The organism is Microbacterium sp. SLBN-146, from assembly GCF_006715145.1.
GTDB lineage: Bacteria > Actinomycetota > Actinomycetes > Actinomycetales > Microbacteriaceae > Microbacterium.
Genome location: NZ_VFMR01000001.1, coordinates 2,244,264 through 2,257,210, shown reverse-complemented (window position 1 = coordinate 2,257,210; position 12,947 = coordinate 2,244,264). Strand labels below are relative to the sequence as shown.

Annotated in this window: 16 protein-coding genes; 7 read left to right on the top strand and 9 right to left on the bottom strand. The window is 67.7% G+C overall.

Annotation, left to right across the window (positions count from 1 at the left end; genetic code table 11):
- Positions 1-26 precede the first annotated feature (26 nt).
- Both FBY39_RS16445 and FBY39_RS09800 read right to left on the bottom strand, forming a co-directional pair.
- Positions 27-185 (bottom strand): hypothetical protein, encoded by a 159-nt coding sequence (locus FBY39_RS16445; RefSeq protein ID WP_222115685.1) that lies wholly within the window; start codon positions 183-185, stop codon positions 27-29.
- Positions 186-268: 83 nt separating this feature from the next.
- A complete protein-coding gene (locus FBY39_RS09800; protein ID WP_141932127.1) occupies positions 269-670 on the bottom strand; it encodes an ester cyclase in 402 nt (133 codons plus the stop codon).
- A 132-nt stretch (positions 671-802) separates the two neighbouring features.
- On the opposite strand from FBY39_RS09800, the gene FBY39_RS09795 reads away from it, so the two are divergent.
- Together FBY39_RS09795 and glsA are read left to right on the top strand one after the other, a co-directional pair.
- Positions 803-1,855, top strand: coding sequence for an AI-2E family transporter (locus FBY39_RS09795; RefSeq protein ID WP_141932126.1), 1,053 nt, complete (start codon positions 803-805; stop codon positions 1,853-1,855).
- Between the two features lie 39 nt (positions 1,856-1,894).
- Entirely contained in the window at positions 1,895-2,839 is a 945-nt protein-coding gene (gene glsA, locus FBY39_RS09790) for a glutaminase A (protein WP_141932125.1), read from the top strand.
- Between the two features lie 9 nt (positions 2,840-2,848).
- On the opposite strand, the gene FBY39_RS16800 is transcribed toward glsA, so the two are convergent.
- Positions 2,849-3,775 carry a DUF1990 family protein gene (locus FBY39_RS16800; RefSeq protein ID WP_313901693.1) on the bottom strand — a complete coding sequence of 309 codons (927 nt, stop codon included), beginning with the start codon at positions 3,773-3,775 and terminating at the stop codon, positions 2,849-2,851.
- Between the two features lie 261 nt (positions 3,776-4,036).
- Between FBY39_RS16800 and FBY39_RS16440 the strand changes: the two genes are divergently transcribed.
- The 3 genes from FBY39_RS16440 to FBY39_RS09775 are packed head-to-tail and all read left to right on the top strand — an operon-like array spanning position 4,037 to position 5,081.
- Positions 4,037-4,174 carry a hypothetical protein gene (locus tag FBY39_RS16440; protein WP_160133087.1) on the top strand — a complete coding sequence of 46 codons (138 nt, stop codon included), beginning with the start codon at positions 4,037-4,039 and terminating at the stop codon, positions 4,172-4,174.
- 40 nt (positions 4,175-4,214) lie between these two features.
- Positions 4,215-4,376: a hypothetical protein gene (locus FBY39_RS16710; protein WP_260837596.1), complete on the top strand. Its 162-nt coding sequence runs from the start codon at positions 4,215-4,217 to the stop codon at positions 4,374-4,376.
- 24 nt (positions 4,377-4,400) lie between these two features.
- Positions 4,401-5,081 carry a triacylglycerol lipase gene (locus FBY39_RS09775; RefSeq protein WP_141932124.1) on the top strand — a complete coding sequence of 227 codons (681 nt, stop codon included), beginning with the start codon at positions 4,401-4,403 and terminating at the stop codon, positions 5,079-5,081.
- A 26-nt stretch (positions 5,082-5,107) separates the two neighbouring features.
- Here FBY39_RS09775 and FBY39_RS09770 read toward each other — a convergent pair whose 3' ends face one another.
- Positions 5,108-5,845 carry a Type 1 glutamine amidotransferase-like domain-containing protein gene (locus FBY39_RS09770; protein ID WP_160133085.1) on the bottom strand — a complete coding sequence of 246 codons (738 nt, stop codon included), beginning with the start codon at positions 5,843-5,845 and terminating at the stop codon, positions 5,108-5,110.
- A 266-nt stretch (positions 5,846-6,111) separates the two neighbouring features.
- Complete coding sequence (locus tag FBY39_RS09765; protein ID WP_141932122.1) at positions 6,112-6,522, bottom strand: helix-turn-helix domain-containing protein; 411 nt, start codon at positions 6,520-6,522, stop codon at positions 6,112-6,114.
- A 93-nt stretch (positions 6,523-6,615) separates the two neighbouring features.
- Between FBY39_RS09765 and FBY39_RS09760 the strand changes: the two genes are divergently transcribed.
- Entirely contained in the window at positions 6,616-7,296 is a 681-nt protein-coding gene (locus FBY39_RS09760) for an SDR family NAD(P)-dependent oxidoreductase (RefSeq protein ID WP_141932121.1), read from the top strand.
- Between the two features lie 153 nt (positions 7,297-7,449).
- Here the strand turns inward: FBY39_RS09760 and FBY39_RS09755 are convergent, their stop codons facing one another.
- From FBY39_RS09755 to FBY39_RS09745, 3 genes are all read right to left on the bottom strand, one after another.
- Complete coding sequence (locus FBY39_RS09755) at positions 7,450-7,713, bottom strand: hypothetical protein (RefSeq protein ID WP_141932120.1); 264 nt, start codon at positions 7,711-7,713, stop codon at positions 7,450-7,452.
- Between the two features lie 91 nt (positions 7,714-7,804).
- A complete protein-coding gene (locus FBY39_RS09750) occupies positions 7,805-9,607 on the bottom strand; it encodes a glycoside hydrolase family 15 protein (RefSeq protein WP_141932119.1) in 1,803 nt (600 codons plus the stop codon).
- Complete coding sequence (locus FBY39_RS09745) at positions 9,604-10,404, bottom strand: SDR family NAD(P)-dependent oxidoreductase (protein ID WP_141932118.1); 801 nt, start codon at positions 10,402-10,404, stop codon at positions 9,604-9,606. The genes FBY39_RS09750 and FBY39_RS09745 overlap by 4 nt, the downstream gene beginning before the upstream one ends.
- A 162-nt stretch (positions 10,405-10,566) precedes the next feature.
- Here FBY39_RS09745 and FBY39_RS09740 point away from each other — a divergent pair, with 162 nt between their 5' ends.
- Positions 10,567-11,757 carry an NAD(P)/FAD-dependent oxidoreductase gene (locus tag FBY39_RS09740; protein ID WP_141932117.1) on the top strand — a complete coding sequence of 397 codons (1,191 nt, stop codon included), beginning with the start codon at positions 10,567-10,569 and terminating at the stop codon, positions 11,755-11,757.
- A gap of 222 nt (positions 11,758-11,979) precedes the next feature.
- Here FBY39_RS09740 and FBY39_RS09735 read toward each other — a convergent pair whose 3' ends face one another.
- Entirely contained in the window at positions 11,980-12,870 is an 891-nt protein-coding gene (locus tag FBY39_RS09735; RefSeq protein WP_313901692.1) for an SDR family oxidoreductase, read from the bottom strand.
- Between the last annotated feature and the right edge of the window lie 77 nt (positions 12,871-12,947).

Here is a 12,947-nt window from a genome sequence, read left to right as displayed (position 1 = left end):
CAGCCGCGAGGGGGCCGTTGGTCCCGTCAGAGGCCGCCGAACGTCTGCCCCTGCACGGATCGAGCGCGCGAGTCGTTCGCAGCCCCGCCGGTCGCGCGTGCCCTCGCGATCTCGGCCTCAGTGCGGGCCTTCGCTTCGTCGTGCGTGAGCGGACGTCCGAACACAGCGTGCCGGATGCGTGTCATGAAGCGCCTGAGTCCCATGCTGTGCCTCCGTTGCGGTTGGGGGGAGCCTAGCCCAGCACGAGTGCGACAGCGAGGGGTCTGCGCTAGCCGAGTGTGGTCCCGAGCTGCGCCCGCACCTCGAAGCTCGGATCGGATCCCGACACCTCGACGATCCGCCCCTCCACGATGCGATACATCGCGAATTCCGCGACGTTCACGTGACGCCGTGTCGGTGGGATGCCGCGATAAGCGCCCGACTGGGCACCACTCCCCCGGGCGTGCGCGGCGACACGATCGTCCTCCACGACGAGCTGGATACGGCGCCACCGCCAATCGGGAAATGCCGCGAAGAGGTCGGCGAGGTCGTCGATCCAGGCATCCGCGCCACGCGGCAGATGCGCGCGGCGCACATCCGGATCGAGGAAGGCTCGGATCGCATCGAGGTCGTGTCGATTGCACGCGTCGAGAAATTCGACGTACCACTCGCGCAGCTCCCACGGTTCCACCCACCGATTAACTCACGGGAGGGTGCTTATAGTCCGCTCGGGCTCCCGACACCATCCTTCCGCCCGATCCCCGAACAGGCGTAGTGTCCGTCTGTCCGACGCGCGCGTGCGGCGGCCGCAGAGGAGATCGACATGAAGCTTCAGCACCCGTTTCGCACCGCGCTGATCGCCACGCTGGGCGTGGGTGTGGGTCTGTTGCTGATCGGAGGCGTCCAGACGCTGTCGACGATCCTCCTCTACGTCGGCACGGCGCTCTTCCTCTCCCTCGGCCTCGATCCCGTGATCTCGTGGCTCCAGCGGCGGCGGCTTCCGCGCTGGGCGGCGGTGCTCATCGTCCTCCTCGGCCTGCTCGTCCTGCTCGCAGGCGTGATGCTCCTCATCGTGCCGATCATCGTCCAGCAGATCACGCAGCTCGTGGCCGCGATCACGAAGGTGGCCGAGTCAGGGACCTTCCTGCAGGACGTCGAGGACTGGGTGACATCGGTCTTCCCCGGCCTCGACATCGCCGCGGTCACGGGATTCGTGCAGGACTGGCTCGAGAGTCTCGACTACGCCTCCATCGGCGGTGGGCTGATCGCGGTAGGAGCGACCGTCCTCGGCGGATTGGCGGGAACATTCATCGTCATCATCCTCACGATCTACTTCACCGCGGCGGTGCCGGCCTTGAAGAAGGCCGTCTACCAGATGGTCGCCGCATCCAAGCGAACCCGCTTCATCGAACTCAGCGAGCAGATCACCGACTCCGTCGGCTACTTCGTCATGGGTCAGGTGAGCCTCGGCGTCATCAACGGCATCCTGAGCGCCATCTTCCTCTCGATCATCGGGGCACCTTTCCCCGCCGTGCTCGCCGTCGTGGCGTTCCTCTTCTCGATCATCCCTCTCGTCGGCACGCTGACAGGATCGACGCTCATCGTGCTGACGTGCTTCCTGCCGGGACTCGGATCGCCGACGACGGGCATCATCGCCGCGATCTACTACCTCGTCTACATGCAGGTCGAGGCGTACGTCATCTCGCCGCGCATCATGAACCGCGCCGTCTCGGTTCCGGGGGCGATCGTCGTGATCGCGGCGCTCGCGGGAGGCTCGCTCCTCGGCATCCTCGGCGCCCTCGTCGCGATCCCCATCGCCGCCAGCATCCTGATCATCTACCGCCAGGTGCTCATCCCGCGCCAGAACGAGCGCTGAGCACGCCACCGTGTGGCGCTGGCATGACATCGTGGACGGATGAGCCGCTCCCCCGATCCTCGCTCCTACGATCTCGATGAGCTGCGGCGCCGCGTCCTCGCCGAGGAGGGCGGCGGGACGGTGGACGACAGCATCCCGCAACTCGCCTCCGCCGACCCCGACCTGTGCGGCATCGCGATCGTGACGCCTGAGGGCGACATCCGCTCCAGCGCGAGCGCCGACGTCGCGTTCAGCATCCAGTCCGCCGTGAAGCCGTTCCTGTTCGCGCTTGCGCTCATGGACACGGATGGCGAAGCCCTCGGGCGCATCGGCATCGAGCCGACCGGCGAAGCGTTCGACGCGATCAAGCTCGAGAGCGGCACCGGACGCCCGCCGAACCCCATGGTCAACGCGGGCGCGCTTCTCACCGCCGCACTCGTCGATGGCGACGACCCCGAAGCGCGGAGCGAGCGGATCCTGCGGGGGCTCTCCGCGTTCGCGGGCCGACGCCTCGAAGTGGACGAGGACATCGCCCGTAACGAGCACCTCCTCGGCGACCGCAATCACGCGCTCGCGCACCTCATGCGCGCCGAGGACACGCTGCAGATCAGCGCTGACGATGCCGTCGAGGTGTACGCGCGAGCGTGCGCGGTGCTCGTCGATGTCGAAGCTCTCGCCATCATGGGCGCGACGCTCGCGTGCGGCGGGATCAATCCCGTGACGGGCGAGCGCGTCGTGTCCGACGTCGTCGCGCGCGACGTCGTGTCGGTCATGGCGACGTGCGGTGTGTACGACGGTTCGGGGCGTTGGATGCGCAGCGTCGGCGTCCCCGCGAAGTCCAGCGTGTCCGGGGCGATCGTCCTCTGCGTGCCCCACCGCCTCGGAGCCGCTGTCGTCAGTCCCCCGCTCGACGAGCAGGGCACCAGTGTCCGAGGGAGCAGAGTCAGCGGCATCCTGAGCGAAGACCTCGATCTGCACGTCTTCGGCCGGCACCGCGACGCCTAGGTACGCCGCTCAGCGCAACGCGCGAAGGTAACGCCGACGCGCGACGACCTGTGCGACTCGCAACGCGGGATGGAGCACGCGCCACGGGCCGCTGCTCGCCGGCGCTGTGAGCGACCGGATCGTGAGGAACACGTCGTCCCCGTCGCGGTGCACGATGAACGCCTCTTCGCCCGAGACAGGATGCCCGGGGAGCGTGCGGTACGAGAAGCCGACGCGCGAGCCGGTGTCGACGACCTCCGCCACCTCGACCGGTTCGCGAACCATGATCCCCGCCACACGTGCCGTGACAGTGACATGGACCCCGGGAGTCACCCGCCGGGGGTCGTCGACGGTGAACCCGCTCTCGGTCTTCACCTTCCAGCGCACGACGTCCCGCGACGCCCGCTCCCAGAGGTCCTGGCCGCGACCGAGGCGCGTTGTCACCTCGGTCCGACGGAATGGGGCGCTCTCCGCCGCGGGCCAGACCTCGAGCCGCGGATCCGTGCGGGGGAGGAAGCCGAGCGACGCGAGGAGGTGCTGATTGCGGCGACGGATCAGGCGCCGCAGGTACGGCACGAGGATGGCACGCTCTGCAACGCGACCGAGGATCGGCGACCCGATCGTCAGCGTGTCGGTCATGACACTCGCGTCGCCGTCACGCGCGAAGGCGTGCTCGTGGTGGAACGATCGGAAGGGTCCGCGCACCTGCTCGTCCACGAATCGATGGGGTCGGTCGAGGCTCGTGATCCGCGACGACATCGTGAAGCGGATGCCGAAGTGCCGGGCGCGCCACGTGACCGTCTCGCCGAGCCCGATCGTCCCGCTCGTGACTCCCCCGACGGCCGCTTCACCCGTATGGGCCATCGACGACACGTGCTCACCGATGCTCAGCGACACATCGAACAGCTCCTCCACGGGCACACCCGCCCGCGTCACAACGCTGAACGAACTGACCACGCCTTCGATCCTGTCACCTCCTCCCTCGCACCCACCTCCTCACTCGCACCCACCTCCTCGTCGAGACTCCGGGTTCTCGCCGAGGCACCCCGTCAATACGCGCAAACGACGGGGTGTCTCGACGACAACCCGGAGTCTCGGCGTGGGGTGCGGGAGACGCGATACACGACGGCGGGCTGTTCACAACCCCCTGACGCGCTGAGCGTGCGGGGGGCCAGTCTGGGGGGACCACCAACACCACACGATGCGAGAGGAGATGCGATGAGCGACGAGACACGGGCACCCGGCGACGGGGAGACTGACGACACGGCGGGCGGCAACGAGACGGTCGAGAGCAATCCCGACACCTCGGCGACGACGGACGACGACGGGATGCCGGTCGACAACCCGTCGGGCTGAAGCCTATCGACGACCATCCGCCACGACATCGAGGAGAACCATGAGCGCTGATCACCACGACACGGAATCATCGGGCCGGGACGCCGCGAACGACCCGATCCAGAACGACGACGACAACTCGGCCGCGCAGTCCGGGTCGGAGTCGCCCGAGGAGGGCGCGGCAGCAGAGGCCGCCGCGGAGGATGCCGTGCAAGACGACTAGTCCGGCGCAGGCCAGACTGATGTCATGATCGGGCTCCTGCGCAGGCTCGGATGGTGGGCGCGCGACTACGCCTACGCGGCCGTGTGGCAGGTCCGCGCCTTCTTCGACCGTACGGATGCGGAGTCGTTCCGCTCCGGCGGGCGCACACCGGTCGTCGTCCTGCCGGGCGTCTACGAGACATGGAAGTTCCTGCAGCCTCTCGTGACGGCGATGTACGATCGCGGTCATCCCGTCCACGTCATCGCGCTCCTCCACCGCAATGACCGTCCCGTGGCCGAGCTGGCATCCGCGGTCGAGGCGTATCTCGAGGCGGAAGAACTCGCGGATGTCGTCCTCCTCGCTCACAGCAAGGGCGGTCTCGTGGGCAAGCGAGTCATGGTCGGGCCCTCCGCCCGACGTGTGCGCGGCATGGTCGCCGTCGCGACGCCCTTCGGCGGTTCCCGCTACGCACGGCTCATGGTGGCGCCGACGTTGCGAGTCTTCTCGCCCCGCGATGCGACGATCGTGGCCCTCGCTCGTGAGCTCGACGTCAACGAGCGGATCACGTCGATCTTCGCCGCATTCGACCCGCACATCCCCGAAGGCAGCGAGCTCGCGGGGGCGAAGAACGTGCGCCTCGAGACGGGCGGGCACTTCCGGATCCTCGCCGACCCTCGCGTGATCGCGGAGGTCGTGGCCATGTCAGAAACGGATGCCGTCGGCTGACCCGACCGGGCAGCGCGCACCCGCGGTCAGCGCGCTGTCGTCGCCGCGAGAAGCGACACCACGGCGCCCGACGGTGCGCGCTCGACGCTCCACACGTGACCGTCGCCGAGAACCGCTGCGCTTTCCGACCCGCCTTCGTCGAAGATGACGGCCGTGTACTCGTCGATCGCGACGCCGCGCGGTGTGAGGTCGTCCGTGACCGCGGCGATCAGCCGTGTCAGCGTTCCCCACTGGGCGGCGTGCACGTCGACGCTCACGGGCACGAGGCCGAGCCCGTCACGCACCTCGATCTCGTCGAGCTCTTCGCCGACGTCTTCGGGGGCCACGGCCGTGCCTCGCCGCAGGTATCCCCCGACGACGGCACGGGATGCCGCGATCGCCGCGCCTGCCGAGAAGCCCGCGTACGGAGTCCCCGACGAGACCAAGGCCCTGATCGCGCTCGCGATCCCCATGATGGCGTCGTGGTAGGCGGGTGTGAGGCCGCCGCCGACGAAGATGCCGTGCGCTCCGTCGACGACACCGGGTTCGAAACGGCCGCCCTCAGCGATCACCGAGACCCGGATGCCGCCTGCCGGCGCCCCAGCAGCGAGGAGGACCGAGTGGAACCGGTCGACGCTCTCGTCATCGTCGGGCTCGAGCACGAGGAGCAGAGCGATGACGGGATCGCTCGAGCCGGCGGCATCCCTCGCTTCGTCGACGAATCGCGAGAGGACCGCTCCGCACCGCGCGGCATCGCGGCCTCCCCCGATGAGGTGAATGCTCATGAGTCGAGGATCCATCACGACGGCTCGCACGTCGAGGGCTGAGGGGATCTCCTCAGATGCTGCGCACCCGGCAGTCGTCGCGCGGGAGTCGTCGACATCGACGCCCACGACGCACGTCAATGTGCCTTTTGTACGCCGTCCTCTACGGACACAGAATGAGGTTACGAACACATCGTGAGGTGAGGAGGAGGACATGGCATGTGAGGTCTGCGAATCCCGCGCCGAGGAACCAATGAGCACGGCAACGCCGCGAAGCATCCACGCGGTCAGGCCCGAGCAGACTTCTCGCGCCCGACGCCGGTCAGTTCATGATCGCGTCGGCTGGCGGCAACGTCCTCATGATGACTGGCAGCCCAGCCCGCCAGCGTCATCACGGCATCGAGCAGTGACCGGCCCAACGGCGTCAGGTCGTACTCGACTCGGGGTGGCACCTCGGCGTAGGCCGTCCGGGTGAGCAGTCCGTCCCGTTCGAGTGCCTTCAGTGTCACCGTGAGCATCCGCTGCGAGATGCCAGGAACGCTGGCCTGCAGGTCGGAGTAGCGCAACGGCTTCGAACCGAGGGTGCTGATGACGAGGACGGTCCATTTGTCGCCGATCCGGTCGAGAACCTCGCGGATGAACGCGCTCTCCTTCGGCCATGCGCGGCATGGCCCGACGACCGTCCTCGGTGCTGCCATCTCGTCGCCCTCCGTATCCGTGAACCACGGTTCTGCAGACCATGAAGCCTGCTGCCGCACGAGAAGTATGTATCAGATCGAAAGGAACCAGAAATGCCCACAATCGCCATCGTCGGAGCCGGCCCAGGACTCGGACTTGCCATCGCCAAAGCCTTCGGAAGCAACGGCTTCACCGTTGCGCTCGTCTCCCGCACGCAGGAAAAGCTCGACGCCCTCGCGTCCGAACTCTCCGATGCCGGGATCGAGGCCGCGGGCTTTGCCGCTGACGTCATGGATCCTGCCTCCATCGCCGCCGCGTTCGACCGCATCAAGGAACGCTTCGGAGACGTCGACGTCCTCGAGTACTCGCCCGCTCCGCACAACCCCGTCCCCGGCCTGAGCAACCCCACCGCACTGCAGGCTGACCGCTCCAGCATCCAGCCGCAGGTCGACTACTACCTCTACGGTGGCATCGCCGCGAGCGAGCAGGTCCTCCCCCGCATGCTGGAGCGCGGCTCGGGCACCATCATCTACACCACCGGCGGGTCGTCGATGGACCCGATGGCTGGGTCTCCGGAGTTCACGACGACAGCCATCGGCTCCGGTGCGCTGCGCACGTACGCTCTCAAGCTGCACCAGGCCACTGCGGGGACCGGCGTCTACGTCGCCCACGTGCCGATCTTCGCATGGATCGGCGTCGGCGGACCGGAGACGCAGCCCGACGCCATCGCCCAGCACTACTGGAGCCTCTACAACACCCGCGAGGGGGCGGAGCGACCCTACGCCGCTTCGTAGCCCGGCGCTCTGACGGACAGGTCAGGGCCGCGAGTCGGAGTTCGGTGCGTTCGGAACTCTGACTCGCGGCCCTGACTTGTCACGGTGTGCGCATCTCGACGAACTTCCCGAATCGGATGGTCGACCCGGGGAGCCGGAAATGATCCGCCGGGATCAGCTCATACTGCCGGAGCTGATCGCGGCGAAGATCGCCGCGCCCCAGACGATGGAAAGGATGATGCCGATGGCGAACAGCACGGCGCCGATGATGACGCCGACGAGCGCCGGCGTGTTCTTGTATCCCGCCTTCTTGGACTGATTGAGGGCGATCGCCGAGATGATCAATCCGATCAGGTTGAAAAAGATCGCGACGATGAGTCCGACGATTCCGAGAGTCTTGCCCGGATAGTCCATCCCGGCGGGTGCGTCCTGAGTCATGTAATTCCCCTTCTGTGGAAAAGCTGTGAGCCCAGAGTGGCAGAAATCTCTGCGTCCCACGAACTATTCCGGATGCCGCGGGAATGGTGTATCAGGTCAGTTCGTCAATGGTCATGGCTGCGGTGATAAGCGCCAGATGACTGAGCGCCTGGGGAAGATTCCCCCAGAAGGCACCCGTCTCGGAGTCGATCATCTCCGAGTAGATCGACACGTCGTTTCCCGCGGCGACGAGTTCGTCCATCGCCGCAATGGCCTCGTGGCCGCGGCCGACGCACGCGAGAGCCGTCGCATGCCAGAAACCGCACGCGACGAAGGCGAACTCCTCGTGCTGCATCCCCGAATACCGGTAGAGGTGGGGCCCGGAGCCGAGTTCCGCCGCGAGCGCGTCGATCGTCAGCGACATGCGCTCGCCCCGATCGAACCCGCTGGGGGCGTGCAGCAGCACGGAGGCATCGAGGTCCTCCGTGTCGGGGTGCATGACGTACGCCTGGCGATCCTCCGACCAGCAGTTCTCTTCGACCCAGGCGCGGATGTTCTCCTGCTCCGCCCTCCACCGGTCGGCGCTGCCGGCGACCTGACCAGCCTCGGCGAGGTGGACGGCGTCGCCGAGGGCCTGCCAGCATCCCATCTTCGACGAGGTGTAGTGCTGCAACTCCGGCAGCTCCCACATACCGGCGTCCCGGTTGCGCCAGAGATCGCACGTGCGATCGGCGATCTCGGCGAGCATGCGCCCTGTCGCCACGTCGAGCACGTTGCCCGCGTCGACATACAGGCGGCAGATCGCGAAGAGGTCGCCGAACACGCCGAGTTGGAGCTGCCCCTGCGCGGGGTTGCCCGTGACAACCGGTCCGATCCCCCGCCATCCAGCGACGTCGTACTCGCGGACCTCGTTCGGAACGTCACCGTCGAGTCCATAGAAGATGTGCAGATCCGGGCCGTTGCGGCGGATGGTGCGAAGAAGCCACGAGATCGCCGCGTGCGTCTCCTCCCTCAGGCCGAATTGCACGAGGGCGTGCGCGGTGTACGCGAGGTCACGCACCCACGCGAACCGGTAGTCCCAGTTCTTGCCGCCCCGCGGGTTCTCCGGCAGCGACGACGTCGCGGCGGCGGCGATCGCCCCGGTCGGGCTGAAGATGAGGAGCTTCAACGCCAGCGCGCTCCGCTGCACGTGCGGTCCCCATCTGCCCTCCCACGAGAATTCCCTCGACCACGTGCGCCAGTTGGCGATCGTCCGGTCGATTCCCTCATCGACGATCGCGGGATCCGGGAGATGGATCGGCTCGTCGTGCGTCGCAACGACGACGAGGAGGTGTCGTGAACCTTCTGTCGCGGTGAACCGGCCGGTGATCTGCGGTTCGCTCTCCCGCTTCGTCGACCGTGGTCCGTGATCGCTTCCCACCACGGCGATGGAGGTCGCCCCGGAACGGATGATCGGCCCCTCGCGACTCTCCTGAACCCACGGGGATGCCGTGCCGAGCGCCGTGCCGGGACGCACGCGCCACGTGAAGGCAACCTCGCCCGTCACCCCGTCGATGCGGCGGGCGAGCTCGGCCCACGGAAGTCGACCGGCGACACCCGTCACGAGGGCGTCTGTCACGGTCGCCCTGCCGTTCTCGGTCGTGAAGGTCGTGCGGAGGACATTCGTACCGGAGACGTAGCGCCGAGAGACCTCGTACTCTCCGACGGGCTCGAGTTCGATGCATCCGCCGGTGTCGTCGTCGAGGAGGCGCGCGAACACCGGGAGCGAGCCGAGGTTGGGGATGGGGAGCCAATCGACCTGTCCTCGCAGCCCGATGAGTGCCACCGTCCGCCCGTCGCCGATCGGCGCATACGAACGCAGGTCCTCACCAGGGATGGGCGGACCGCTCCGCCGCACGTGATCGTCACGCGTCATATCGTGGCGACCGAACCGGAGTCGACCCGGTAGTTGGAGCCGTTCACGAACGACGCACGATCCGAGCAGAGGAACGCGATGACGGCGGCGACCTCTTCGGGTTCGCCGCGTCGCCCGAGTTCCATGTACGGCCGCTCCTCGTCGAGGAAGGACGAGATCGCCTCGTCCACGTCGGTTCCGCGCTCGTCCGCCCGCTTCGTCATCATCGCGTCGGTCATGGGCGTGTGGATGAAGGCAGGCGACACCGCATTGACGAGCAGACCCTCCGACGCGTACGAGCGTGAGAGTCCCTTCGCGAGAGCCAAGATGCCGGCCTTCGCGGCGCAGTACGGGAGCTCGTCGTCGTAGGGCTGCACGGCATCTTCGGATGCTAGGAACACGAGTCGCCCCCACCCGCCCTTTCGCAGCGACGGGAGGAACTGACGGACGAGCCGCACGGGCCCGAGCAGGTCGGTTTCGATCGTCTGCGTCCAACCGTCGTCGGAGATCTCGTGAAACAGACCCTGCGCTCCGGTGATGCCCGCCGACTGCACGAGGATGTCGATGTCGCCGACGGCCTCCTGCACCTGATCGTGCAGCCGGGCGACGTCGTCGAGGCTCGTGATGTCGGCGGCGAACGAGAACAGCGTGCCGTCGGGCGCGTCGAGCCGAGCCGCGGCGTCGGCGAGCGCATCGGGGTCACGATCGGTGATGACGACCGTCGCGCCCTCTTCGAGCAGGAGTTGAGCGGTGTGCCATCCGATGCCGGAGTCGCCGCCCGTGATGAGGGCGCTACGCCCCGCGATCCCGAGATCCATGTCATGCCCTTCGTCCGTGTACCGGCCGCCGAGAGGGCCGTGGGCGGTCAACGCTACGGACTGCTGCCGTCGCGGCGCCCACCCTTGACAGACACGCGTCACGCGCTCCCGCTGCTGTCAACCCCCGGGAAGATCCCGGCGACGTGGTGTGCAGTGGAGATCATGGACAACACCGCGACGACTCGACACCGCATCCTCGTCATCGGCGGCGGCAACGGCGGCCTGTCGATCGCCGGCCGACTGCGCCGCGGAGGCATCTCCGACGTCGCGGTGATCGAGCCTCGCGACCAGCACGTCTTCGCACCGCTCCAATCGCACATCGCCGGCGGTATCGCCCGCGCGTCTGAAGCGGTGCGGCCGCAGGGCGATGTCACGCCGAAGGGCGTGCGGTGGATTCGGGATCGGGCGACGCACGTCGATCCGCACGCGCACGCGGTGACGCTGTCGTCCGGCGACGTCGTCACGTACGAGCACCTCATCATCACGGCAGGACTCGAGACGCGATACGACGGCGTTCCCGGTCTCGACGCGGCGATGAATCGACCTTCCGGTGTGTCCAGCTACACCTTCGAGCTCGCGCAGAAGGCATCGCCGGCGTTGCGCGACGTACGAGGCGGAACGGTCGTGTTCGTACAGCAGCCGGAGCCTGCGTCGGCAGCGGGGGTCGCGCAGAAGCCGATGTATCTCGCGTGCGACTGGTGGCGGTCGCAAGGCCGACTCGACGGCATCCGTGTCGTCTTCGTTTCACCGGAGCCGAGCGCCTTCAGCGTCCCGGCCATCAGCGATGAGCTCCAGCGCAAGCTCGACGAGTACGGGATCGAGACGCACTTCAGCAGCGATGTGAGGGAGGTGCGTGACGGGAGCATCACGATCGGCCGCGGGGATCGTTCCGAGACGATCGAGTACGACCTGCTGCACGCCGCTCCCCCGCAGGCTCCACCCGCGTGGATCGCGGACTCCGGCCTCGCTGACGACGACGGGTTCGTCGACGTCGACCCGCGGACGCTTCGTTCGCGGACGTTCGACGGCGTCTGGGCGCTCGGCGATGCGGCATCCGTCGACACGCTCCGTTCGGGCGGCGCGATCCGGATGCAGGCGAAGGCACTCGCCCGGAACCTCCGCGCTGTCCTCGACGGCCAGGAACCGAGACGGCACTACGACGGATACACGGTATGCCCCATCACGGTCAGCCGCCGCACCGTCGTCTTCGCAGAGTTCGACGGCCACGGGCGCCTCGCGCCGTCGATCCCCGGCTTTGCATCGCTCTATCGCGAAAGCCGGATCTCGTATGTGTTCGACCGGCACATCCTGCCCTGGGTGTACTGGCATCTCATCGTGCAGGGTCGCGCCTGAGAGGGAACGTCGCGCGTTTGTCAACCCCCGCGGCGATGCGACACGGTGGGCGGAAGATAGTGGCATCCACCTGATGAGGGAGAGCGCGTCGGATCCAGCGACGCGCGCGGGCAGCCCCTCGTGGGCTTTTCCGCCTGCACGCTCCCCGTCGGCATCGACCGACCAGGTGAACGAGCCCCGGCCGCTGAACTGCGCAGCCGGGGCTCGCCCCTTTCCAGGTGCTCAGTGCACCGGCATGCCACCGGTGACGGCGATCGTCTCACCGACGATGTAGCTCGATTCCTGCGACGCGAGGAAGACGAACGCGGGAGCCAGCTCGACGGGCTGCCCTGCGCGACCCATCGGGGTCTGCGAGCCGAACTCCTCGATCTTCTCGTTCGGGACGAACGCGGGCTGGAGCGGCGTCCAGATAGGACCGGGGGCGACTCCATTGACGCGGATGCCGCGCTCGATGAGCTGCTGCGACATGGCGCGCGTCCAGTTGGCGATCCCCGCCTTCGAGACGGCGTACTCCGCGAGCGACGGCGATGGCTGGAAGCCCTGCACGCTCGACGTCGTGATGATCGCGGCACCCGGCTTCAGGTGCGGGGATGCCGCCTTCGTCAGCCAGAACAGCGGGTAGATGTTCGCCTCGAGCACGTGATCGAGCGTCTTGGTCTCGAAGTCGTCGATGCTGTCGACGGTCGGCATCGTTCCCGCGTTGATCACGAGGATGTCGAGACCACCCATCTCGGAGACGGCGTCGGCGACGATCTTGTTGTTGTTCTCCTCCTGCTGCAGGTCGCCGGGCAGAAGCACCGCCGTGCGCCCTTCGGCGCGGATGAGTTCAGCGACCTCTTCAGCCTGCTCCTGCTCCTCGGGGAGGTAGCTCAGCGCGACATCGGCGCCCTCCCGGGCGTACGCGATCGCGACAGCGCGTCCGATGCCGGAGTCTGCACCGGTGACGAGCGCCTTGCGGCCGGGGAGACGGCCCTTGCCGACGTACGTGGTCTCGCCGTGGTCGGGGGCGGGATCCATCTTGTGGATGTCTCCAGGCCCCTTCTGCTGCTGCGGGGGGAACGGGGGGCGCGGGTACTGAGTCGTGGGGTCTTGAATCGTGTACATGTCAGCCATGGCTCGACACTATGCACGGCCGTCCGCGGCGCCCGGGGGGTTGCGCGAACGCCGGGACGCTGATCCACCTCGCGTGT

Coding starts and splice junctions, on each gene's coding strand:
- FBY39_RS16445 (WP_222115685.1), bottom strand. CDS start 185: ATGACACGCATCCGGCACGCTGTGTTCGGACGTCCGCTCACGCACGAC.
- FBY39_RS09795 (WP_141932126.1), top strand. CDS start 803: ATGAAGCTTCAGCACCCGTTTCGCACCGCGCTGATCGCCACGCTGGGC.
- glsA (WP_141932125.1), top strand. CDS start 1,895: ATGAGCCGCTCCCCCGATCCTCGCTCCTACGATCTCGATGAGCTGCGG.
- FBY39_RS16440 (WP_160133087.1), top strand. CDS start 4,037: ATGAGCGACGAGACACGGGCACCCGGCGACGGGGAGACTGACGACACG.
- FBY39_RS16710 (WP_260837596.1), top strand. CDS start 4,215: ATGAGCGCTGATCACCACGACACGGAATCATCGGGCCGGGACGCCGCG.
- FBY39_RS09775 (WP_141932124.1), top strand. CDS start 4,401: ATGATCGGGCTCCTGCGCAGGCTCGGATGGTGGGCGCGCGACTACGCC.
- FBY39_RS09770 (WP_160133085.1), bottom strand. CDS start 5,845: ATGAGCATTCACCTCATCGGGGGAGGCCGCGATGCCGCGCGGTGCGGA.
- FBY39_RS09765 (WP_141932122.1), bottom strand. CDS start 6,522: ATGGCAGCACCGAGGACGGTCGTCGGGCCATGCCGCGCATGGCCGAAG.
- FBY39_RS09760 (WP_141932121.1), top strand. CDS start 6,616: ATGCCCACAATCGCCATCGTCGGAGCCGGCCCAGGACTCGGACTTGCC.
- FBY39_RS09755 (WP_141932120.1), bottom strand. CDS start 7,713: ATGACTCAGGACGCACCCGCCGGGATGGACTATCCGGGCAAGACTCTC.
- FBY39_RS09750 (WP_141932119.1), bottom strand. CDS start 9,607: ATGACGCGTGACGATCACGTGCGGCGGAGCGGTCCGCCCATCCCTGGT.
- FBY39_RS09745 (WP_141932118.1), bottom strand. CDS start 10,404: ATGGATCTCGGGATCGCGGGGCGTAGCGCCCTCATCACGGGCGGCGAC.
- FBY39_RS09740 (WP_141932117.1), top strand. CDS start 10,567: ATGGACAACACCGCGACGACTCGACACCGCATCCTCGTCATCGGCGGC.
- FBY39_RS09735 (WP_313901692.1), bottom strand. CDS start 12,870: ATGGCTGACATGTACACGATTCAAGACCCCACGACTCAGTACCCGCGC.